Annotated in this window: 21 protein-coding genes; 13 read left to right on the top strand and 8 right to left on the bottom strand. The window is 70.2% G+C overall.

The genetic code is table 11. The features are described from left to right. Positions 1-48 precede the first annotated feature (48 nt). Together KUG43_RS12900 and KUG43_RS12895 are read left to right on the top strand one after the other, a co-directional pair. Entirely contained in the window at positions 49-1374 is a 1326-nt protein-coding gene (locus KUG43_RS12900; RefSeq protein ID WP_216909653.1) for a histidine phosphatase family protein, read from the top strand. A gap of 26 nt (positions 1375-1400) precedes the next feature. Beyond that, complete coding sequence (locus KUG43_RS12895; RefSeq protein ID WP_216909651.1) at positions 1401-2681, top strand: amidohydrolase family protein; 1281 nt, start codon at positions 1401-1403, stop codon at positions 2679-2681. On the opposite strand, the gene lepB is transcribed toward KUG43_RS12895, so the two are convergent. Beyond that, positions 2635-3363 carry a signal peptidase I gene (lepB, locus tag KUG43_RS12890; protein WP_216909649.1) on the bottom strand — a complete coding sequence of 243 codons (729 nt, stop codon included), beginning with the start codon at positions 3361-3363 and terminating at the stop codon, positions 2635-2637. The genes KUG43_RS12895 and lepB overlap by 47 nt on opposite strands. A gap of 67 nt (positions 3364-3430) precedes the next feature. On the opposite strand from lepB, the gene KUG43_RS12885 reads away from it, so the two are divergent. Beyond that, complete coding sequence (locus KUG43_RS12885) at positions 3431-4948, top strand: hypothetical protein (protein WP_216909647.1); 1518 nt, start codon at positions 3431-3433, stop codon at positions 4946-4948. Here the strand turns inward: KUG43_RS12885 and KUG43_RS12880 are convergent. Next, the gene (locus tag KUG43_RS12880) at positions 4945-5310 is read right to left on the bottom strand and encodes a Spx/MgsR family RNA polymerase-binding regulatory protein (RefSeq protein WP_216909645.1); all 366 of its coding nucleotides are present in this window, start codon (positions 5308-5310) and stop codon (positions 4945-4947) included. The two genes, KUG43_RS12885 and KUG43_RS12880, sit on opposite strands and share 4 nt — an antisense overlap. Positions 5311-5316: 6 nt before the next feature. Then, positions 5317-5679: a 2Fe-2S iron-sulfur cluster-binding protein gene (locus tag KUG43_RS12875; protein WP_216909644.1), complete on the bottom strand. Its 363-nt coding sequence runs from the start codon at positions 5677-5679 to the stop codon at positions 5317-5319. A 132-nt stretch (positions 5680-5811) separates the two neighbouring features. Here KUG43_RS12875 and KUG43_RS12870 point away from each other — a divergent pair, with 132 nt between their 5' ends. Continuing rightward, entirely contained in the window at positions 5812-6498 is a 687-nt protein-coding gene (locus KUG43_RS12870) for a class I SAM-dependent methyltransferase (protein WP_216909642.1), read from the top strand. Between the two features lie 479 nt (positions 6499-6977). On the opposite strand, the gene KUG43_RS12865 is transcribed toward KUG43_RS12870, so the two are convergent. Continuing rightward, positions 6978-7466 carry a DUF8631 domain-containing protein gene (locus tag KUG43_RS12865; RefSeq protein ID WP_286194747.1) on the bottom strand — a complete coding sequence of 163 codons (489 nt, stop codon included), beginning with the start codon at positions 7464-7466 and terminating at the stop codon, positions 6978-6980. A 205-nt stretch (positions 7467-7671) separates the two neighbouring features. Here KUG43_RS12865 and KUG43_RS12860 point away from each other — a divergent pair, with 205 nt between their 5' ends. The 4 genes from KUG43_RS12860 (at position 7672) to KUG43_RS12845 (ending at position 12323) form a co-directional block, all read left to right on the top strand. After that, positions 7672-9462: a proline--tRNA ligase gene (locus tag KUG43_RS12860; protein WP_216909640.1), complete on the top strand. Its 1791-nt coding sequence runs from the start codon at positions 7672-7674 to the stop codon at positions 9460-9462. Between the two features lie 25 nt (positions 9463-9487). Beyond that, positions 9488-9901: a photosystem II protein Psb27 gene (psb27, locus tag KUG43_RS12855; protein WP_216909638.1), complete on the top strand. Its 414-nt coding sequence runs from the start codon at positions 9488-9490 to the stop codon at positions 9899-9901. 74 nt (positions 9902-9975) lie between these two features. Further along, the gene (locus tag KUG43_RS12850) at positions 9976-11289 is read left to right on the top strand and encodes an adenylosuccinate synthase (protein ID WP_216909636.1); all 1314 of its coding nucleotides are present in this window, start codon (positions 9976-9978) and stop codon (positions 11287-11289) included. Between the two features lie 38 nt (positions 11290-11327). Next, entirely contained in the window at positions 11328-12323 is a 996-nt protein-coding gene (locus KUG43_RS12845; RefSeq protein WP_502988615.1) for an adenosine kinase, read from the top strand. On the opposite strand, the gene cutA is transcribed toward KUG43_RS12845, so the two are convergent. Beyond that, complete coding sequence (cutA, locus tag KUG43_RS12840; RefSeq protein WP_216909632.1) at positions 12259-12648, bottom strand: divalent-cation tolerance protein CutA; 390 nt, start codon at positions 12646-12648, stop codon at positions 12259-12261. The genes KUG43_RS12845 and cutA overlap by 65 nt on opposite strands. After that, positions 12641-13369 (bottom strand): precorrin-6A/cobalt-precorrin-6A reductase, encoded by a 729-nt coding sequence (locus KUG43_RS12835; protein ID WP_502988614.1) that lies wholly within the window; start codon positions 13367-13369, stop codon positions 12641-12643. The genes cutA and KUG43_RS12835 overlap by 8 nt, the downstream gene beginning before the upstream one ends. A gap of 107 nt (positions 13370-13476) precedes the next feature. Between KUG43_RS12835 and KUG43_RS12830 the strand changes: the two genes are divergently transcribed. Beyond that, positions 13477-14010, top strand: a complete 534-nt coding sequence (locus KUG43_RS12830; RefSeq protein ID WP_216909630.1) for a single-stranded DNA-binding protein — start codon at positions 13477-13479, stop codon at positions 14008-14010. A 13-nt stretch (positions 14011-14023) separates the two neighbouring features. Here KUG43_RS12830 and KUG43_RS12825 read toward each other — a convergent pair whose 3' ends face one another. Then, positions 14024-14275: a DUF8666 family protein gene (locus tag KUG43_RS12825; RefSeq protein ID WP_216909784.1), complete on the bottom strand. Its 252-nt coding sequence runs from the start codon at positions 14273-14275 to the stop codon at positions 14024-14026. A 59-nt stretch (positions 14276-14334) separates the two neighbouring features. Here KUG43_RS12825 and KUG43_RS12820 point away from each other — a divergent pair, with 59 nt between their 5' ends. Genes KUG43_RS12820 through KUG43_RS12810 form a run of 3 tightly spaced genes read left to right on the top strand, consistent with a single transcriptional unit; the run spans position 14335 to position 16929 of the window. Next, positions 14335-14910, top strand: coding sequence for a DUF2854 domain-containing protein (locus KUG43_RS12820; RefSeq protein ID WP_216909628.1), 576 nt, complete (start codon positions 14335-14337; stop codon positions 14908-14910). Next, on the top strand, positions 14907-15803 hold the full coding sequence (gene argB, locus KUG43_RS12815) for an acetylglutamate kinase (RefSeq protein ID WP_216909626.1): 897 nt from the start codon (positions 14907-14909) through the stop codon (positions 15801-15803). Before KUG43_RS12820 ends, argB begins: the two co-directional genes overlap by 4 nt. Then, a complete protein-coding gene (locus KUG43_RS12810; protein WP_216909624.1) occupies positions 15796-16929 on the top strand; it encodes a DUF3153 domain-containing protein in 1134 nt (377 codons plus the stop codon). The genes argB and KUG43_RS12810 overlap by 8 nt, the downstream gene beginning before the upstream one ends. Positions 16930-16952: 23 nt before the next feature. On the opposite strand, the gene priA is transcribed toward KUG43_RS12810, so the two are convergent. Beyond that, positions 16953-19256, bottom strand: coding sequence for a replication restart helicase PriA (priA, locus tag KUG43_RS12805; RefSeq protein ID WP_216909622.1), 2304 nt, complete (start codon positions 19254-19256; stop codon positions 16953-16955). 438 nt (positions 19257-19694) lie between these two features. Here priA and rpoD point away from each other — a divergent pair, with 438 nt between their 5' ends. Beyond that, a complete protein-coding gene (gene rpoD, locus KUG43_RS12800; protein ID WP_216909620.1) occupies positions 19695-20984 on the top strand; it encodes an RNA polymerase sigma factor RpoD in 1290 nt (429 codons plus the stop codon). The last annotated feature ends 25 nt before the right edge of the window (positions 20985-21009 follow it).

Raw genomic sequence — 21009 nt, 5'->3', positions numbered from 1 at the left:
GGCCAGGCCCCGCTCCCATACGATGGCCAGGCCTGCGCCACAAGCACCTTGCCCCTTCGCATCGTGCTGGTCCGCCACGGGCTGAGCAGCTTCAACCTGGAGCACCGCATCCAGGGCCGTGACGACCTCTCGAATCTCACCGAGGACGGGCAGCTCCAGGCCCGTCGTACGGGAGAGGCTCTGGCGGAACTGGCGTTCGACGCTGTCTACAGCTCGCCGCTGCAGCGGGCCAGCGCCACCGCGGCGGCCTTGCTGGCCAGCCATGGCACCCCGCTGAGCCCCCTCTACGACGACGATCTGCTGGAGATCGACCTGGCCCCGTGGAGCGGCTTGCTGCGCAGCGAGGTCCGCGCCCTCGACCCGGAGCAGGAGCGCCGCTGGCGCGAAGCCCCCGAGACCATGGAGCTGCAGCGCGCCGACGGCAGCCGTTTCCTGCCGGTGCCCGAACTGCTGCAGCAGGCGGGTCGCTTCGCCGATCGGCTGCTGGCGCGCCATGGCGACGACGACACCGTGCTGGTGGTGGCCCACAACGCCATCCTGCGCTGCCTGGTGCTGCATCTGCTGGGGCTGCCGGCGAGTGGCTTTCTGCGTCTCAGGCTCGACAACGCCTCCATTTCCGTGCTCAACCTGGTCCGCGGACCGCAGGGGCGCCCGGCGGTGCAGCTGGAATCCCTCAACGGCACCGCCCACCTGGGTGTGCCCCTGCCGCCGGCCGCAGCGGGCTGCCGGCTGCTGCTGGTGCGCCATGGCGAGACCGACTGGAACCGGGAAGGGCGTTTCCAGGGCCAGATCGACATTCCGCTCAACTCCCATGGCCTGGCCCAGGCCGAGGCGGCGCGCGCCTTCCTGGCCCCGATTCCGCTGCAGCGGGCCTACAGCAGCGACATGGCCCGCCCCCTGCGCACCGCCGAGGTGATCCTGGGCTCCCACCCCGGCGTGCCCCTGACCACCAACCGGGGGCTGCGGGAGATCGGCCATGGCCTCTGGGAGGGCCGGCTGGAGAGCGAGATCGCCGCCGGCTGGCCCGATCTCCTGGCCGCCTGGAAACGCAGTCCCGAAACGGTGCAGATGCCGGCGGGCGAAACCATCGCTGAGGTGTGGGACCGGTCCCTGGCGGCCTGGAACCGCATCGCTGCCGGCCTGGGACCCCAGGAGACGGCCCTGGTGGTCGCCCATGATGCGGTCAACAAGACGATTCTGTGTGCCTTGCTCGGCCTCTCCCCAGCCGACATCTGGACCGTGAAACAGGGCAACGGTGGTGTCACCGTGATCGACTACCCCCGGGGGGCGGCGGCAACGCCGGTGGTGACCGCCCTCAACCTCACCGCCCATCTGGGCGGCGTCATCGACCGCACGGCCGCCGGCGCCCTCTAGCCGTCCCACCCCGCGAGGCCCCTGCCATGGTCCGTCAGCTGCTGATCCGCGGGGTCCATCTGCTGGAGGCCCCCGGTCGGCCGTCTCGGCGGGCCGACGTGCTGCTGGAGGAGGGCGTGCTGGTGGCGATCGATCCGGATGCGGCCGCCCTGTCAGGGCCGGCCTGCGCCAGCGCCGACGGCTCCGGGTGCTGGTTCGGCCCCGCGCTGGTGGATCCCCACAGCGTGCTGGAAGAGCCCCTGCAGGGGAGGGCGGAAACCCTGGCCAGCCTCGGTGAGGCGGCCGCCGCCGGTGGCTACGGCACCGTGGCCCTGCTCCCCTGGGCCCCCACCTGGCGGGACCGATCCGAGCGGCTCGGCTGGCGCTGGCCCGATCCCCTGCAGTTGCTGCTCTGGGGCAGCTTCAGCGTCGATGGCCTCGACCGGGAGCTGGCCCCCCACGCCGACCAGCTGGCCGCCGGCGCCTGCGGTCTGGCGGCCGGCGCGACCCTGCCACCCCTCGACCTGCTGGAGCGGGGTCTGAGGCTCGCTGAGATGGGGGACCGGCCGGTGCTGTTGCCACCCCGGGACGGGTCCCTGGCCCAGCGGGGCGTCGTGCGGGAGCGGGTGGAGGCCCTGCGGGCGGGCTGGCCCCTCGACCCCCCCGGCAGTGAGACGCTCCCCCTGGAGACCCTGCTCATCCTTGCCGGCGACCTGCCCGGCGTCCAGCTGCGGCTGATGAACATCTCCACCGCCGAAGCGGTGGCGCGTCTGCGGCGCCAGGCCCGCCCGCCGATGGCGTCGGTGTGCTGGTGGCATCTGGTCGCCGACAGCGGTGGCCTCGATCCGGCCGACGACGGCTGGCTGCTGGAGCCTGCCCTGGGGGGACCGGCCGACCGGGGAGCCCTCATCCAAGCCCTTGCCGATGGGGTCATCGGCGCCGTTGCGGTCCATCACGTGGCCCTCGATGCCGAAGAGGAGCTGCTGCCCCTGGATCAACGCCGCCCCGGGGTGGCGGGCCATGGTCTGGTGCTGGCCCTGCTCTGGGAGGAGCTGGTGGGGCGCCAGGGTTGGCGGGCGGAGCAGCTCTGGCAGGCCCTCTGCTGGGGTTCCGCCCGGTTCCTGGGACGGCCTGAGCCGGGACTGGCCCCGGGCACGCGCCGCTGGCTGCTGTTCGATCCAGACCACCACTGGCGCTGGGCCGACTCACCGCCTGGCTCCCTGGCCGCCAACCGGCCCTGCCGGGATCGTCAGCTGAAGGGGCGAGTGATCGCCACCGGTCTCAGCGATCCATCTGGTTGGGTTCTGGCAGCGGACCGGCCGAACTGAACGGGAAGAAACGCCAGAAGGCGCGGCCGATCAGCTCGGATTCGGGCAGCAGCGGTCCGCCGGGCCAGAAGCGCGCATCCCAGCTGTTGGCCCGGTTGTCGCCCATCACGACCAGATGGCCGGGGGGCACCACCACATCGAGGGTGCGGCAGGGGCCGACGCCCTGGCGATCGACGGGGCAGTAGTTGCGGACGTAGGGCTCGTCGAGGGGGCGGCCATTGATCGAGACGCGGCCGCTGGGATCGGCCACCACCCGCTCCCCGGGCAGAGCGATCACCCGTTTGATGTAGGCATCACAGGCCGGCTGCTGCAGACCCGGCAGGGAGCCGATCAGGGGCAGGTTGACCAGCAGGCAGCTCAGCCCACCCGGCTTGATCGGTCCGGTGAGGATCGGATCGAAGTGGTAGGGGGACCTGAACACCACCACCTCGCCGCGTTTGGGCGGGCGTTGGCGGAAGGTGATCTTCTCCACCAGCAGCCGGTCCTGCAGTTGCAGGCCCGGGAGCATCGAACCGGAGGGGATGTAGCGGGCCTCGAGCAGGAACTGGCGAATCCCCAGGGCCACCGCCAGGGTGATCAGGACGCTGCGCCAGAAGGCCCAGGGGCTCTCTTCCCGCGCCTCTGCGTGGGGCTGCGCTTCGTCGCGGGCGCCGTCGTCGGCCTGTGGATCCGAGGGGCTCAAGGGGTTCGTGCGGCAGGTTCCGTGGTCGGGAGGCAGATTAGGCACGCATCCGCCCGCCGGGTCCCCGATGGCACGCCCACGCTGGCACCAGACCCTGGCCCTGCCCTCCAGTGGCCTTGGCCGCCGCTGGGATCGCTTCGTGGCGCTCTGGGCCGCCCTGAACCTGCTGTGGGTGGCCTTCGACGTCACTTACATCCCCCTGCGCACCTTCTGGCTGCAGCGCAACCTCTACCCGCTGCCGTCGGTGCCGCTGGTGGTGCCGCTCACCTTCATCCCCGACATCACCCCCTGGGTGGATCCGATCAAGGGGATCGAACCCCACCGCGAGACCCAGGCCTACCAGGACCGGTTCGATCGCCTGGATGCGGCCCTGCGCCAAGGCCCACCGGGTCAGCTCAGCCCCGCCCAGCAAAAGCTCCTGGCGGAGCAGGTGCGGCTCACCGCCGAAATGATCGACTCCAATCCGATGCTGGCCTCAGGCACCTCCGGCACCCTGGAGAAGATCAAGAATCGCCTGCGCCAACGCGCCGACAAGGACTCGGCCAAGCAGGCGGCCGCGGTGCTGCTGAGTCCCGCCTGGCTGGTCTCCCATCCCTGGGAACAGGAGCGGCTGTTCTGGCGCCAGCAGGTGCTGCCCCTGGTGGCCACCACCTACTGGCGCTCGATTGATGAGAACGGCCGCCCCACCGACCATTTCTGGCGCTACGACCTGATCCTGTTCCAGAGCGTCTTTGCCCTGGACATCCTGCTGCGGGCCTACCGCCTGCGCCGCCGCCTGCCGGGCCTGAGCTGGAACCGGGCCCTGCTGCGGCGCTGGATCGACCTGCCCCTGCTGCTGCCCTTCTGGCGCCTGCTGCGGGTGGTGCCGGTGCTGGAGCGGCTGCACACCAGCGGGCTGATCACGATCGAGCCGATCCGGGCCGTCATCAGCCGCGGCGTGGTGGCCCTGCTGGCGGTCGAGCTGTTCGAGGTGCTGGCGCTGCAGCTGATCGATGGCTTGCAGCAGCTGATTCGCTCGCGCCGCTGGCCGATGCGGATCCGGGCCCTGCGCAGCCATCAGACCGTGGTGAGCAACGATGAGCGGGAACTGGTGGAACTGGTGCGGATCTGGGGCCCCCTGCTGCTGGTGCGGGTGGCGCCGCGCCTGGCTCCCGAGCTGCAGGGCGTGCTGGGCCATGCCCTGCAGCAGAGCCTCCAGAACGCCATCGTGCCGCCGGGTCTGCGCCAGCTCCAGCCCCTGCTGCAGATGGAGAAAGGTCTCTCCCGCCAGCTGGCGGGGGGGATGGTGGACAGCCTGCTCGACCTCACCCGCAGCACCGGTGAGCGCCTCAGCCGGCGCGATGACCAGCAGCTGGAGCTGCTGCAGCGCTTCATCGACCGCTTCTGGGAGGAACTGGCCGAGGCCCTGGAGAGCGGACCGGCCCTGGAACGCTCCCAGCAGCTGCTCTGCACGTTCCTCGAGGAGTTCAAGGGCACCTACCTGAGCCAGATCAGCCGGGCCGGCATCGAGGGCCTGATCGAAGAACTCGACCAGCTGATGGTGAAGGGCTCCCAGGGGCCGGGCGAAGGCAACGACCCGACCTAGCCGAGCAGCTCCTGCCATTCCTCGGGGCGGAACCCGGTGACGATCCGCCCCGAGGCCGTGACCAGAAAAGGGCGCTTGATCAGGCGGCCATCGGCGGCCAGGGCCGCCAGGGCGGTGGCCGTGTCCATCGCCTTCACCGTGGCGGCGCCCAGGGCCCGGTAGCTCTGGCCACTGGTGTTGAACAGACGGCCGAAGCCACCCAGCTGGCCGTGGGCCTCGCTGAGCAGCTCCAGGGACGGCGGGGCTGTGGTGATGTCGATGGCCTCGAACGGGATCTGCCGATCCCGCATCCACGCCAGCGCCTTGCGGCAGGTGCTGCAGCTGGCGTAGTGGAAGAGGAGGTGGACGGCCGGATCAGCCATCGCGGCTCACTTGCGGCCGACGAGAGCCTTGAGGGCGCCGACCAGGCTGTTGGAACCCTTGCCCACGCCGGCGTCCGGCTTGGTGCGAATGGTGACGTCCCCGTTGACGGTGGTGCGGCAGCTCAGGCGGTAGCTGGAGGGACGATCCGCCAGGTAAACCTCCTCGACGTCGCTGCGGGGGGAAAGGTTGCGGGCCCCCTCCACCACTTCCACCACGCAGGTGCCGCACTGGCCGAGGCCGCCGCAGTTGTTGAGGTTGTTGAGCCCCGTGTAGGGATTCACCCCGGCGTCAAGGGCCGCCTTGCGCAGATTTGCCCCTTCAATGCAACCAACCTGCTGGCCTTCCTTTTCGAAACGGATGGTGGGCACGGTCGATCGTGGGTAGGGGGCGCCGCCCAACTTAGGCCACACCGCGTCCCACCGTTCCCGGTTTCGTTGCCTTGGGAAAAGATCGGGACGGCCTGGAGGGGCTCCCTACGATGGAGGGGTTGCCCGCAGATCTTGCTTTCCTCCGATCCTTCCCCGGCCCGGCAAGGCACCTACGACCGGGTGGTGCAGCAGCTGATCCCTGGCTACGCCAGCCTCGCTCGCCTGTCGGTGGCGCTGCTGGCCTCCTCTCCCCTGGCGTCGCAGCAGGAGTCGGCGGTGCTGGTGGCGGGCTGCGGCACGGGGGCCGAACTGCTGGAGGCCGACGCCCAGCGGCCTGACTGGCAACTCACCGCCATCGATCCGTCGGCGGAGATGCTGGCGGTGGCCCGGCAGCGGCTGCAGAACCGGGGCCGGATCGACTGGCATCACGCCACGGTCGAGGAGCTCGGGGCTGAGTCCCGCTTCGACGGTGCGCTGTCGGTGTTGGTGCTGCAGTCGCTTCCGGATGACGGCACCAAGCTGGCCTTCCTGTCCGCCCTGGCCCGCAGCCTCAGACCCCAGGGGCAGCTGGTGCTCGTCGACCTGATGCGACCGGAACGCTCTGCCCTGTCCCACCAAGTGGCCGAGGCCTGGGGCTGTTTCCAGCGGGCCAGCGGCGTGGACGGAGAAGCGGTGGATCCCACCGCCCAGATTCAGGGCTTCCACCCCATCGGCATCGCCCGTCTGACAGCCCTGGTGGAGGCCGCCGGTTTCAGCGATCCGGCGCCGTTTTTCCAGGCCCTTGATTTCCAGGGCTTTCTGCTACAGCGACTGGCCTGAAACGACGCTCACTGGACTCCTGATGGCCCGGCAGCAGCGGTCGGTCCATGATGACACCGGCCAGGGGGACCAGCAGGGTCGCCAGGCCGAGCAGAAAGCCGGCCACGGCACCGAAGGGTTGGTCGAAGAACAGGTCGGCCGCCGGTTCGGTGCGGGGGGCAGAAACGGAGAATCTGGGTCCCGGACTGTCTGGCTCTCCACTGGACTCGGCATCGCTTTTGGCCGGGGCCAGAGAGAATCCTTCGACGCTTCGCTCCGCTGATCCGGTGCTGATGGGGGTGCCAGGGGAGGCGAGGTAAGGGGCGGTCCCGCGTGGGGAACCGGAGCGATGAAGGGGCCGGGCGTTTTGGACGTGATCCATGCGGTCGTGCAGCGGAAGGACCGGTGCACTTGACGGGAAAGAAGGGTGGTTTGGGTGATTCTGACACCGATCGGCCCGATCGGCCCCCCGCCGGCGCTTTCGGACAGGGTTGCGGCACTCAGGCCGCGGGCCGTGACTGGGAGTGCTGCTGACGGTGCAGGTGGAGGTCGGCGGGGTGGGCATCGGCTCCATCCAGCCGGACGCGGATCGCCCGCAGCTCCTCCAGGATCGAAGCCAGCAACTGCTGGGTGGCGGTGGAGGGGGAGTTGAGCACCTCCACCGTCACCTCCTTGATGCGCAGCACATCGCGGGCGAACCGGGCAACTTCGTGGGGGTGGAAAACGAGGGGCTCCTTCTGGTCGCTGCGGTACTCGGGGTTGAGTTTGCGGGGATTGAAGGGGGGGTTGAGATTGCGGGGATCGGTGTTGGTGTAGCGATACACCGAGGCTCGGGACCGGTTCAGGGAACGCTGCACCTCATCAATGCCAATCAGGGTCTCGGCGTCGGCGCCGGGCTCACCTTGCAACGCCAGGGGCGGAGTCTGCGCAAGGGCCTCTGAACGAGCCACCGAAGCAGTCAGAGCCCCCGAAGCAGTGGGACCGGCCATGGACGAGCCGGTCTGGGCAGGGTGAGCGAGCATTGAGACTGGTGTTGGACGCACTGGACTAGCGGCTGACATTAGCAGAGTTTTTGGCTCAAGGCTGGCCCTGTCCCGGGGCTAAGGCCGTTGCGGCGACTCACTCTTCACCCCCGCAGCGCCAGGCTCAGCGGGTCTGCGGTGATAGCGTCCAGCGCCGAGCCGGACTTTCCCCATGCGCGTCTCCCGCCTGATGCTGGTGACGCTTCGGGACGACCCGGCCGAAGCTGAGATCACCTCCCACAAGCTGCTGCTCCGGGCGGGCTACATGCGCCGCCTGGCGCCGGGAATCTTTGCCTACCTGCCCCTGCTCTGGCGGGTGCTCCAGAAGGTCTCCGCCATCGTTCGCGAGGAGATGGCCGCCGTCGACGCCCTCGAAACCCTGCTGCCCCAGCTGCAGCCCGCCGACCTCTGGCGCCGCAGTGGCCGCTGGGATGGCTACACCGCCGGGGAGGGGATCATGTTCCACCTGGTCGATCGCCAGGAGCGCTCCCTCGGGCTCGGCCCCACCCATGAGGAGGTGGTCACCGAGCTGGCGGCCGACCTGCTGCGCTCCTACCGCCAGCTGCCGGTCTGCCTGTATCAGATCCAGACCAAGTTCCGCGATGAGATCCGGCCCCGTTTCGGCCTGATGCGGGGGCGCGAATTCATCATGAAGGACGCTTACTCATTCCATGCTGACGAGGCCTGCCTGCGGCGGACCTATGCCGCCATGGACGGCGCCTACCGGCGCATTTTCGAGCGTTGCGGCCTGCGGGCCGTGGCGGTGGAGGCGGACAGCGGCGCCATCGGTGGCTCCGCCAGTCAGGAGTTCATGGTCACCGCCGAGGCCGGCGAGGACCTCATCCTGGCCAGTCCCGATGGCCGTTACGCCGCCAACCAGGAACGGGCCGTCTCCCTGCCGGCTGCGGCGGTCCCCCTGGAGGTCAGCGCCTGCCATCCCCTGGCCACGCCTGCCCAGAAGAGCATCGAAGACCTCTGCACCGCCCATGGCTTCGACGCCACCCAGACGCTGAAGGTGCTGCTGCTGCTGGCCCGGTTCGCGGCGGCGCCCCCGCGGGGGGTGCTGGTGTGCCTGCGCGGCGACCAGCAGCTCAACGACGTCAAGCTGGCCAATGCCGTGACGGCCCGCTGTGCCGACGCCGGCGCCCTGCTGGAGATCGTGCCGTTGCTGGCCGACCATCTCTGGGACACCGTGCCCTTCGGCTTCCTTGGTCCCCATCTGGAGGATCCGGCCCTGCGCCAGGGCGAGAAGCGCCTTGCGGAGGTGCCACTGCTGCGCCTGGCGGATCCCTCCGCCGCCGATCTGGAGGCCTTTGTCTGTGGGGCCAACCGCAGCGATGAGCACCTGGTGGGCGCGCGCTGGGGTGAGCTCTGCCCGGTCCCTGAGGTGGTGGACCTGCGGGCGGCCCAGCCGGGAGACCGCTGCCTGCACGACCCGTCCCAGCGGCTGGAGGCGGCCCGGGGCATCGAGGTGGGTCACATCTTCCAGCTGGGCCGGAAGTACTCCGAAGCCCTGGAGGCCCGCTTCACCAACGAGGCCGGCAGCGAGGAGCCCCTGTGGATGGGCTGCTACGGCATCGGCGTTTCCCGGCTGGCCCAGGCCGCCGTCGAGCAGCACCACGACGCCGACGGGATCCGCTGGCCCGTGGCGATCGCGCCCTACACGGTGATCATCGTGATCGCCAGCAGTCAGGACCCGGTGCAGGTGGCCCTGGCCGAGGAGCTCTACGGCCAGCTGCTGCAGGCCGGCATCGACGTGCTGCTCGATGACCGCCCCGAGCGGGCCGGGGTCAAGTTCAAGGACGCCGACCTGATCGGTATCCCCTGGCGGCTGGTGGTGGGCCGTGGCGCTGCGGAGCGCAAGGTGGAGCTGGTCGACCGCAGCGGCGACACGGGCAAGCGGGAGCTGGGCGCCGACGCCGCCCTCGAGCACCTGCGCGGGCTGCCGGGTGCATCCCCGTAGGATTTCGCCAGACGCCGTTCCTCCCTTGGTCGCCTTTCTGCGCCGCAGCCTGCTCCGTCCCTTTCTGGCCCTCGGCCTGTGTCTCTGTCTTGGACTGAGCGGTTGCAGCCAGGCCACCGCCGGCCTCAGCGGCAACTATGTCGATGACACCGTCAGCGTGGCCCAGACCCTGCTGACCACCATCGCCCTGCCCCAGGAAGACCCCGGCCACCAGGAGGCGGAGCTGCAGGCCCGGCAGCTGATCAACGGCTACACCGCCCTTTACCGGCCCCGCCAGGACATCCACGGCCTGGCTTCCTTCACCACCATGCAGACCGCGGTGAATTCCCTGGCGGCCCACTACGCCGGTTACGCCAACCGCCCCCTGCCGGAGGCGCTGCGCAGCCGGCTGGAAAAGGAGCTCAAGAAAGCTGAAGCGTCCGCGGTGCGCGGGGCCTGAACCTTTGACGAAGGGGACCCCGATCTGAGAAGCTCTCCCCTTGTGCTTAGAAGCGGCTTCGGGCCGCTGTGTCCTTGGCCAATGTTGTCGTCATCGGTGCGCAATGGGGTGACGAAGGGAAAGGCAAGATCACCGATCTGCTGAGTCGCTCCGCCGATGTCGTGGTCCGCTATCAGGGCGGGGTCAACGCCGGTCACACCATCGTTGTCGAGGACCGGGTCCTCAAGCTGCACCTGATCCCCTCCGGGATCCTGTATCCGGACACCATCTGCCTGATCGGATCGGGCACGGTGGTGGATCCCAAGGTGATGCTGGGCGAGATCGACACCCTGCTGGAGCTGGAGATCGACGTCTCCGGGCTGAAGCTCGCCTCCACCGCCCACGTCACGATGCCGTACCACCGGCTGCTCGACCTGGCGATGGAGCAGCGCCGGGGCGACCGCCGCATCGGCACGACCGGGCGGGGCATCGGCCCCACCTATGCCGACAAATCCCAGCGCAATGGCATCCGGGTGATCGACCTGCTCGATCCGGACTGCCTGCGCGATCGCCTGCTTGGCCCCCTCGCCGAGAAGAACGACCTGCTCGAGAAGGTTTACGGGATCCCCGCCCTGGATGCCGACGCGGTGATCGAGGAGTACGCCGCCTACGGCCGCCGGCTGGCCCCCCACGTGGTGGATTGCACCCGCACCATTCACGAGGCGGCCCGGGCCCGCAAGAACATCCTCTTTGAGGGCGCCCAGGGCACCCTGCTGGATCTCGACCACGGCACCTACCCCTACGTCACCTCCTCCAACCCCGTGTCGGGCGGCGCCTGCATCGGCGCCGGCGTGGGCCCCACCCTGATCGACCGGGTGATCGGCGTGGCCAAGGCCTACACCACCCGGGTGGGCGAAGGCCCCTTCCCCACCGAACTGGAGGGCAGCCTCAACGACCACCTCTGCGACCGCGGCGGGGAGTTCGGCACCACCACCGGCCGCCGTCGCCGTTGCGGGTGGTTCGACGGGGTGATCGGCCGTTATGCGGTCCAGGTCAACGGCCTTGACTGCCTGGCGATCACCAAGCTCGACGTGCTCGATGAGCTGGACGAGATCCAGGTGTGCGTGGCCTACGAACTCGATGGCCGCCGCATCGACCACTTCCCCAGCAGCTCCGACGAATTCGCCCGCTGCCGGCCGGTGTTCAAGAGCCTGCCGGGCTGGCAGTGCTCCACGGCCGATTGCCGTGCCCTGGAGGATCTCCCCCCCACCGCCATGGCCTATCTGCGCTTCCTGGCCGAGCTGATGGAGGTGCCGATCGCCATCGTGTCCCTCGGCGCCCAACGGGATCAGACGATCGTGGTCGAGGATCCGATCCACGGCCCCAAGCGCGCCCTGCTCAGCGTCTGAGCCCGGTCCCAGCCGTCCCCCTGTCGTCCTTCCCTTTGATCAGTTCCTCCAAGCGTTTCGACGTCGTCGGCATCGGTAACGCCATCGTCGATGTCCTCGTCCAGGCCGATGACGCCTTTCTCGAGGCCCACGGCCTCACCAAGGGCACCATGGCCCTGGTGGATGAATCCCAGGCGGAGCGGCTCTACGCCAGCGTCGGCGCCGGGCTTGAAACCTCCGGCGGATCGGCGGCCAACACCCTGGCCGGCATCGCCCAGCTGGGCGGCCAGGCGGGGTTCATCGGCCGGGTCAGGGACGACCAGCTCGGGGCGATCTTCGCCCACGACATCCGCGCCGTGGGGGCCCGGTTTGAAACGCCACCGGCCAGCAGCGGACCCTCCACGGCCCGCTGTCTGATCCTGGTCACCCCGGATGCCCAGCGCACCATGTGCACCTACCTGGGGGCGTCGGTGGGTCTGGATCCCGCCGACCTCGACCTGGACATGGTGCGCCAGGCCAAGGTGCTGTACCTGGAGGGCTACCTCTGGGACAGCGAGGAAGCCAAGCGCGCCTTCATCGCGGCCGCCGAGGTGATGCGCGCCAGCGGCGGCGAGGTGGCCCTGTCCCTCTCCGATGCCTTCTGCGTCGAGCGCCACCGCCAGAGCTTCCAGGAGCTGGTCGATGGCCATGTCGATGTGCTGTTCGCCAATGAGACGGAGATCACCTCCCTGTACGAGAGCGACAGCTTCGAAGCGGCCGCCGATCAGGTGCGGGGCCGCTGCAAGCTGGCGGCCCTCACCCGCAGCGAGCGGGGCTCCCTGCTGCTGAGCGGCGACACCACCCTGGCGATCGACCCGTACCGCCTCGGCCCTTTGGTCGACACCACCGGCGCCGGCGATCTCTACGCCGCCGGTTTCCTCTACGGCCACACCAGGGGGGAGAGCCTGGAGCGCTGCGGTCAGCTCGGTTCCCTCTGCGCCGGCCAGGTGGTCACCCAGCTGGGTCCCCGTCCCCAGGCGTCCCTGCCGGAGCTGGTGGCTCGCCACCTGGGCTGAGCGGCAGCGGCTCCAGCAACCAACGGCCATAGGGGCCATCGCTGCTGGCCTGCCAGTGGATCCACTCCGGTGTGTCGTAGCTGTGCAGCTCCCCCAGGCTGCGGCGCAGCGCCTCCAGGTTCCCGGGGTTCGTCTTGAGCAGCAGCTGCACCTCCTCGCTCCGCTCCAGCTGCCCCTGCCAGCGGTAGAGCGATACCACCGGGTGCAGGCTGGCGCAGGCCACCAGGCCCCGCTCCAGCAAGGCCAGGGCCAGGCCCTCGGCCCGCTCCCGGTCGGCTTCGGTGGTGAGCACCAGGCTCACGGGGATGGGGGCGGGATCAGCCATGGGGGCCACTCTGGCCCAGGCGTTGCAGCAGTTGCCGCAACGGCAGGGCTTCGGCCTGGCCGGGCTCGGGGGGGCGCTCCAGCAGCAGCAGGCGCAGGCCCAGTTCGGCGCAGATCCGGTGCCACTGGGCTTCGTTGGCGCCGCCGGAGCGGCGGCAGAGCACCGCGTCGATGGCCCAGTGACGGCAAAGGGCCCGCTCGATGCGGCCGTCGCCGCTGGGCCGCAGCGGCGCCAGCCGCTGGGCCGGGATCCCGGAGGCCAGGGCCAGCGCCAGGGCCTCGCCGTGGGGCAGCAGGCGGGCGTGGTGCAGGGCCTGCGGCGCGGCCGCCACGGCCTCGCCCAGGCGGCGGGCGCCGATGGCCAGCAGCAAGCGCTCGCCGGGCCGGCAGTGGGTGCCGAGACAGGCCAGATCGCCAAGAACCACCGCGCCGGCGCCGCTGAGATCGGGGCGCTTCAGCCGCAACAGCGGCTGCCCCTGGGCGGTGCAGGTGAGGGCGAGGGCGGCGCTGATGCGGGTGGCGAAGGGGTGGGTGGCGTCGATCACCCAGGTGTAGGGCTCGCCCCGGCGTCGGGCCTCGACCAGTTCGGCGGCAACCCCCGCCTCCGGCCCCTCTGATGCACCGATCGCCCCCACCGCCAGCTCCTGGTGGGGGTGGGGGCCATAGGCCAGGGATGCGGCGCGGCTCACCACGGACACCTTCAGACGCCAGCCCCCAGCCAGCAGCTGCTGCGCCAGCGGGGGCCCCTCCCCGGTGCCGGCGATCAGCCAGATCCTGCCGCCGTGGGGAGGATGCTTCAGGATGGTGCCTCCGTTCTGTTGGTGCCGGCGTGAATCACTGCTTGCTGGAGGTGGAGGTCCTGGAGGCGCCCCAGGTGCGTTACACCCAGGACAACCAGACGCCGGTGGCTGAAATGGCCGTGCAGATCGAGGGTCTGCGGCCCGATGATCCCCCGGGCCAGCTGAAGGTGGTGGGCTGGGGAAATCTCGCCCAGGATCTGCAGAACAGGGTTCAGGTGGGTCAGCGGCTTGTCCTCGAGGGGCGGCTGCGCATGAACACCGTCACCCGGCAGGACGGGGTCAAGGAGAAGCGGGCCGAGTTCACCCTGGCGCGGCTCCATCCCCTCAGCCCCGGCGCGGCTGTCCCCCAGGCCCAGAGCCAGGCTCCAGCTCCTGCCCCCCAGCCGGCGCCCCGTCCAGCCGCCGGCCCACCGACCCCAGCGCCGCGCCGGGCTCCGGCACCGGCACCGGCACCGGCGCCATCGCGCCCCGCCAGCGTTGCCCCGGCCGAGGCGGCAGCACCGGTGTGGGACACCTCCCCGCTGGTGCCCCTGGGCGACGATGACGACGACATTCCCTTCTGATGCGGAGCCTGGTTCAGAGGCGTTCGCCGGCCTGGTCGATCAACTGACCCAGTTCCCGTTCCAGGGCCGCCAGATCGAGTCGCCACTGGCTCCAGCGGCCACTGTCCAGCTGGCGCAGCAGCCAGAGCCGGTCCTCCCCCAGCTGGGCGAGCAGTTCGGCCGTCGAAGGGGCCGCTGCCGCGCTCCAGGGGTTGCCGCCGGCAGCGCCGGAATCCTCGCTGCTGGCGGTGGTCACGTCGCTCGGGTGGTCGGGATGGCTGGCCATGGGGCTGGCGGGCGGCCTGGGGGGCTCCATCCTGCCCCCCGCTGCTGGACAATGGCGTGATGCAAGCGTTTCTCTCCCCCGGCAGCCTGGTGACCGTGGCTGGTGCCGTGCTCACCGTGATCGGTTCGATCGCCTACGTCACCGACAGCCCCAACATCAGCCTGGCTGGCGTGTTCTACGGCGTGCCGATCCTGCTGGGGGGGCTGGCCCTGAAGTCCTCCGAGCTGCCACCTGCTGAACGCCTGACCCCCGTGGCCCAACTGCGTGATCTGCGTCAGTTGCCTGAGAACGAACCGCTGCGCAAACTGCTGGCCGACGTCACCCGCTGGCGCTACGGCCAGAAGGCCCACCTGGAAAGTTCCCTCGAAGCCCTCAAGCTCTGGGATGAGGACTCCCCACCCCAGCTGCTGGCCGTTGAGGAGCTGGAGGCCAGCGGCGGCTACGGGCTGCGTCTCACGATCGAGTGCCAGGGGGTGGCGTTCGAGCGCTGGCAGGATCGGCAGGACCGGCTGGGCCGTTTCTTCGGTCCTGGCCTGACCGCTGACCTGCAACAGGCCGGTCCTGGCCGACTGACGCTGAGCCTGCTGCCGGCAGCCGCCAGCTCCGACCCGTCCCTCGCCGCCCCCGTCCCTTGAGTCCCGATCGGCACATCAGTTCGGAAGACACCCTGCGGGTGTCTGTGCTCAGTGAGGCGCTGCCCTACATCCAGCGTTTCGCCGGCCGCCGCATCGTCATCAAGTACGGCGGTGCCGCCATGGTCCGCGAAGACCTGCGCGATGCGGTCTTCCGCGACCTGGCCCTGCTGGCCTGCGTCGGCGTCCAGCCGGTGGTGGTGCACGGCGGCGGACCGGAGATCAACCAGTGGCTGGAGAAACTGGCGATCGAGCCCCGCTTCCAGGACGGCCTGAGGGTCACCTGCCCCGACACCATGGACGTGGTGGAGATGGTGCTGGTGGGCCGGGTCAACAAGCAGATCGTCAACGGCCTCAACCGGGTGGGGGGCCGGGCCGTGGGCCTTTCCGGCAGTGATGGCGGGTTGGTGCAGGCCCGCACCATGGGCGATGGCACCCTGGGTGTGGTGGGGGATGTGGCGCGGGTGGACCCCTCGGTGCTCTCCCCGCTGCTGGCCAGTGGCTACATCCCGGTGATCTCCAGCGTCGCCCCCAATGCCGATGGCCTGGCCCACAACATCAATGCCGACACCGTGGCCGGGGAGCTGGCCGCGGCCCTGCAGGCGGAGAAGTTGATCCTGCTCACCGACACCCCGGGCATCCTGCGCGACCGCAACGCGCCCACCAGCCTGATCCGCCAGCTCAGCCTTTCCGAGGCCCGCCAGCTGATCACCGACGGGGTGGTGGAAGGGGGGATGACGCCCAAAACCGAGTGCTGCATCCGGGCCCTGGCCCAGGGGGTCAAGGCGGCCCACATCATCGATGGCCGGGTGGCCCATTCCCTGCTGCTGGAGGTGTTCACCAATGCCGGCATCGGCACCATGGTGGTGGGCAGCCCCGGCCTGCTGCATGCCTGAGGATCCGCTGGCCGAGGCCCGTCGGGCCCTGGATCGTGGGGAGTACGGCCAGGTGCTGCGATTGCTGGAGCCCCTCCAGGAGGAGCGTTCGCCGCTCACGGCCGCCGGCGCCGAGCTGCGCCTGCTGATGGCCACCGCCCTGATGGGCCAGGGTCGCACCGACCAGGCCGCCGCCTGTTGCCGCGGTCTGGTGCGCTGCCAGGACCCGACGCTGCGCGCCCAGGCCAAGGCGCTGCTGATGGTGCTGGAGGCCCCTGAGCTGCGCCGTCCCAGCAACTGGTCGCTCACCCTGCCGGATCTGGCCGGCACCACGCCGCTCGAGGGGGTCGGCGGTGGCGTCAGCCGGCGCTCCCGTCGTCGCCCCGAGCCACCGCCGCCGCCGCCGGTGGGCCCCACCCGGGCCCCTGTGGGCTTCGCGGTGGTGGTGGCGGTGGTGCTGCTGTTGCTGGCCTCGCTGCTGGGGGGCTGCATGGAGGTGCGCACCGAGCTGCGCTTCGAGGGACCCGGGCGGCTGCAGGTGAGCCACCAGCTGCGCAGCAACGGTGGCCCGGAGAGCCCCTGGCAGCGGCGCTTCGTCGCGGCGCTGGAGGGGCACGAGCCCCAGCTGGCTGCGCCCGGTCCCTTCCACGGGCGGGGGGGGAGCGCCGACCAGCTCCTCTCCACCCCGGTGTTGCCGGCCCGTGAGGCGCTCGCGGCCCTGGCGGGCAGCCTGGAGCTGGCGGGCCAGCTCAGCGGTGTCGCCCTGAGTGCTCCGGTGATGCGCTGGGAGGAGCGCAACTGGCTGGTGGGGGTGCGCCAGCACCTGCTGCTGGAGCTCGATCTGCAGCCGCTCGAGGCGATCCCAGGACTGGATCTGGCGCTGGTCCTCGCCCCGGTGCGGCCCGCGGCCGTGCGGCAGGCGGCCCCTGCCAGCCCGGTCCCGGCGCTTCCGGGGGATGGCAAGGGGCGCCGTCAGCTGGTCTGGCCCCTGCAGCCGGGCCAGGTCAATGTGCTGGAGCTGCGCTGCTGGCGCTGGAGTGGTCTGGGGTTGGGGGCGGCGGCGGTGGGCCTGGCCCTGCCGCTGGTGCTGGCCCTGCAGGCGACCCGGCGCCGGCTGGGCTTCGGCCTGCCGGAACTGCCGGCCTGACGCCAGCGCCGCCAGCGTCGGTTTCAGAGCTCCAGCGGGTCCGGATCGATCGTCAGGCTCACCCCCGGCGGCAGGGCCTGGCGCAGGTCGCCTTCGGGGGGCAGCGGCAGCGCCGCCATGCCAGCGCCATGCAGCAGCAGTTGCCAGCGGCTGCGGCCCGCCACCCTGGCGACAGGGGCGGGCGCCGGCCCGATCAGCACCCAGCCGGCCCTCTCCACGGCCGGGCGGATTCTTTCAGCCAGGGCGGCGGCGGCGGTGGCGGTGCCGCTGGCGGTGGGACCGGCCAGTCGCAGCAGGCAGGCCCGACCGAAGGGCACCATGCCGCCCTGGCGCCGCAGCTCCAGTTCTTCGGCCAGGAAGGCCCCGTAGCGGCCGTCCACCAGGTGCCGGATCACGGGATGGTCGGGGCTGTAGGTCTGCACCAGCACCTCCCCGGGGCGTTCGCCCCGGCCGGCCCGGCCGGCGAGCTGCAACAGCAGTTGCAGGCACTGCTCCGATGCGCGCAGATCCGGCCGGTGCAGCAGGCCGTCGGCCGCCAGCACCGCCGCCAGGGTCACGGCGGGCAGGTCCATGCCCTTGGCCAGCATCTGGGTGCCCACCAGCACGTCCGCCTCGCCGGCCGCGAAGCGTTCCAGCAGGCGGCGGTGGCCATCCCGGCCCCGGGTGGTGTCGCGGTCGAAGCGGATCAGCCGCAGGCCCTCCAGCTCCGTGGCGAGCTGCTCCATCACCCGCTGGGTGCCGGCACCGAAGGGCTTGAAGGCGGTGGAGCCGCAGTGGCCGCAGCGGTCGCCCATCTCCTGGCGGTGGTCGCACCAGTGGCAACGCAGCCACTCCCGGCCCTCCTGGCCGCCGGCCCGGGGGCCGCGATGCACGGTCAGGGCCACGTCGCAGTGGGGGCAGAGCACCACCTCGCCGCAGCTGCGGCAGCTCAGGAAGGAGCGGTAGCCGCGCCGGGGCACCAGCACGACGGCCTGCTCGCCGGCCTCCTGCAGCCGCTCCAGCCGGGCCATCAGGGGGCGGCTGATCAGGCGGCGGTGGCCGTCGACCAGCTCCTGGCGCATGTCCACCAGCCGCACCGGCGGCAGGGGGCGCTGGCCGATCCGCTCCGGCAGCGGCAGCAGGAGGGTGTCGCCGGGCAGGCCCTGGGGACCGGGCTGGCAGCGCCACCAGGTTTCCAGAGAAGGGGTGGCACTGCCGAGCACCAACCGGGCCCCGCTGAGGCGGGCCCGCAGCCGGGCCACCTCCCGGGCGTGGTAGCAGGGCATGGGGCTCTCCTGCTTGTAGGAGGCATCGTGCTCTTCATCGAGCACGATCAGCCCCAGGTGGCCCAGCGGCAGGAAGACGGCGGAACGGGTGCCCACGGCCAGGCAGGGTTCGCGCTGCAGGGTGGCCTCAAGGCAACGTCGCCAGGCCACGACCCGCTCGCCGTCGCCCATGCCGCTGTGGTACTCGATCACCGCCACTCCGAAGCGCCGCCGGCAGCGATCCAGCAGCTGGGGGATCAGGCCGATTTCCGGCGCCAGGATCAGCACACTGCGCCCCGCCGCCAGTTCCCGGGCGGCGGCCTGCAGATAGACCTCGGTCTTGCCAGATCCGGTCACCCCCCACAGCAGCAGGGCCTGGCCGGGAGGGGCGTCGGCGATCGCCGCCATCGCCTTGGCCTGGGCCGGACTGGCCGGTTGGGGAGCCTCCAGGGGGGTGGTCCCAGCGCCACCGCCGCCCACCCGCGCAGGGCCACGGCCGGCCTGCTTCAGGAGCAGCCCGCGGCGTTCCATGCTGGCGATCAGGGAGCGCCCGAAGCCCCCCTCCTGAACCAGATCCCGCAGCAGCCGCACCCCCCCGTGGCTGGCCAGATGGTCCAGCAGTTCCTGCTGCCGGGGGTGGCTGGCCACCGCGCTCGTGTCGGGGTTCAGCCGCACGGTCCAGAGGATCCGCCCCTGGCCCGCTGGCGGGCGGCGGGCCTGCCCCAGCCAGCCAGGTGGCAGGGCGCTTTTCAGGCTGCGGAACAGGCCGGTGTGGCATTGCCGGGCCACCTCCTCGAGCAGGGCCTGCCAGTGCGGATCGACCGCGGCGCTCTGCAGCACCGCCTCCACCGGCAGGATCGACCGTCCCTCCATGGCGGCCGGACAGGCCGTTGCCGACGCCACCACCAGCCCGGTGTGGGGCCGTCCCTGGAGGCGGACCCGCACCAGATCCCCCGCGCCGATGGCCAGGGCTTGCGGATTGGCGTAAGTGAAGATCCGCCCCTCACGGCCGGCCTCCAGCCAGACCTCCAGCCAGCCTGGAGCGGCTGTCCTGAGGAAAGGGGGTAAGGAGTTGGCTGGCAATCTTGCAAAGATCTCATGCCATTCCTAGGATGACGGAGTTGGGCCGCCCGCAAGGCTGCCGTCGGAACCGCGCAGAGTTCCGTCCACACGGAAGACCCGCTGAGGATGCAGGGATTTACTCCCTTCCCATTTCTCCGGTCTGAGACCACCCGTGACAGCCCTGCACCGGCTCTGGCCGTTTTTCCCCAACCCAGTCGCGCTCCTGGAGCGATCCACCCACGATTCATCCCTAGGGGCTCCGTGACGGGGGTCAACCATCCGCCCACGTCCTGGTGTTCCCCAAGCTCTCCCGACCGGCTTCGTGCCGGGTCCGTGGAGGATGGGGTGCCGAGGTCGGCATCACGCCCCTGAACCACTGAAGGATCGAGCGGGTCGTCACCCGCCAGTCCTGTCCCGCCTCCTTCTGCCCCCGCTCTTCTTCCTTTTCGCGTCGTTTCCATGAGCCCAGTCGCCGCCAAGGCCAAAGCCGCCGTTCCTGAAATCCTGGCCACCGTCACCGCCAACGGGGACGTGATGCCCATAGAGCCGGCGGCCACCTCAGCCCCCGCGACGGCCAGAAAGACCGCCACCCGCGCCAAGGCGGCCACGTCCAAAACGACGGCCAAGCCCGCTGCCAAGGCCACCAAGACGGCCGCCAAAACGGCCGTGGCCAAGCCCGTGGTGCTGGTCCTCGACGAGGCCCCCGACGGCGGCGATGACCCGTCGGAGGCCGGCGGCGACCTTCCCAAGGAGGCCAAGAGTGCCAAGGCCCTCGCGGGCATCAAGGTGGGGCCCAAGGGCGTCTACACCGAAGATTCGATCCGCGTCTACCTCCAGGAGATCGGACGTATCCGTCTGCTCCGGCCCGACGAGGAGATCGAGCTGGCCCGCAAGATCGCCGATCTGCTCGAACTGGAGGAGAAGGCTGCTGAGTTTGAGGCCGACAAGGGCCATTTCCCTGACACCAAGGAATGGGCAGGCATCTTCGACATGCCGCTGATCAAGTTCCGTCGGCGTCTGATGCTGGGCCGCCGGGCCAAGGAAAAGATGGTCCAGTCGAACCTGCGGCTGGTCGTGTCGATCGCCAAGAAGTACATGAACCGGGGCCTTTCCTTCCAGGATCTGATCCAGGAAGGCAGCCTCGGTCTGATTCGTGCCGCCGAGAAGTTCGACCACGAGAAGGGTTACAAGTTCTCCACGTACGCCACCTGGTGGATCCGCCAGGCGATCACCCGCGCGATCGCCGATCAGAGCCGCACCATCCGCTTGCCTGTTCACCTCTACGAAACCATCTCCCGGATCAAGAAGACCACCAAGACCCTCTCCCAGGAATTCGGCCGTAAGCCGACGGAAGAGGAGATTGCTGAAAGCATGGAGATGACGATCGAGAAGCTGCGCTTCATCGCCAAATCGGCCCAGCTGCCCATCTCCCTGGAAACCCCCATCGGTAAGGAGGAAGACTCCAGGCTTGGTGACTTCATCGAGGCCGACATTGAGAACCCTGAGCAGGATGTGGCCAAGAACCTGCTGCGGGAAGATCTCGAGGGCGTCCTGGCCACCCTCAGCCCCCGCGAGCGCGATGTGTTGCGTCTCCGTTACGGCCTGGACGATGGTCGGATGAAGACCCTGGAGGAAATCGGCCAGATTTTCGACGTGACCCGTGAACGCATCCGCCAGATTGAAGCCAAAGCGCTGCGCAAGCTTCGCCACCCCAACCGCAACGGCGTCCTGAAGGAGTACATCAAGTAGTCGCCCACGGAACAGGGAACTTTCT

Origin of the sequence: Synechococcus sp. CCY 0621 (assembly GCF_019038465.1) — a bacterium.
Taxonomy (GTDB): domain Bacteria; phylum Cyanobacteriota; class Cyanobacteriia; order PCC-6307; family Cyanobiaceae; genus Cyanobium.
The sequence above is the reverse complement of the archived record's forward strand: the minus strand, read 5'-3'. Positions and strand labels throughout refer to the sequence as shown.

Excerpts from the sequence above, each read along its gene's own strand:
- KUG43_RS12810 (WP_216909624.1), top strand. The coding sequence starts at position 15,796 with ATGCCTGAGGATCCGCTGGCCGAGGCCCGTCGGGCCCTGGATCGTGGG.
- KUG43_RS12860 (WP_216909640.1), top strand. The coding sequence starts at position 7,672 with ATGCGCGTCTCCCGCCTGATGCTGGTGACGCTTCGGGACGACCCGGCC.
- rpoD (WP_216909620.1), top strand. The coding sequence starts at position 19,695 with ATGAGCCCAGTCGCCGCCAAGGCCAAAGCCGCCGTTCCTGAAATCCTG.
- KUG43_RS12825 (WP_216909784.1), bottom strand. The coding sequence starts at position 14,275 with ATGGCCAGCCATCCCGACCACCCGAGCGACGTGACCACCGCCAGCAGC.
- KUG43_RS12885 (WP_216909647.1), top strand. The coding sequence starts at position 3,431 with ATGGCACGCCCACGCTGGCACCAGACCCTGGCCCTGCCCTCCAGTGGC.
- KUG43_RS12895 (WP_216909651.1), top strand. The coding sequence starts at position 1,401 with ATGGTCCGTCAGCTGCTGATCCGCGGGGTCCATCTGCTGGAGGCCCCC.
- KUG43_RS12865 (WP_286194747.1), bottom strand. The coding sequence starts at position 7,466 with ATGGCCGGTCCCACTGCTTCGGGGGCTCTGACTGCTTCGGTGGCTCGT.
- KUG43_RS12820 (WP_216909628.1), top strand. The coding sequence starts at position 14,335 with ATGCAAGCGTTTCTCTCCCCCGGCAGCCTGGTGACCGTGGCTGGTGCC.
- cutA (WP_216909632.1), bottom strand. The coding sequence starts at position 12,648 with ATGGCTGATCCCGCCCCCATCCCCGTGAGCCTGGTGCTCACCACCGAA.
- KUG43_RS12880 (WP_216909645.1), bottom strand. The coding sequence starts at position 5,310 with ATGGCTGATCCGGCCGTCCACCTCCTCTTCCACTACGCCAGCTGCAGC.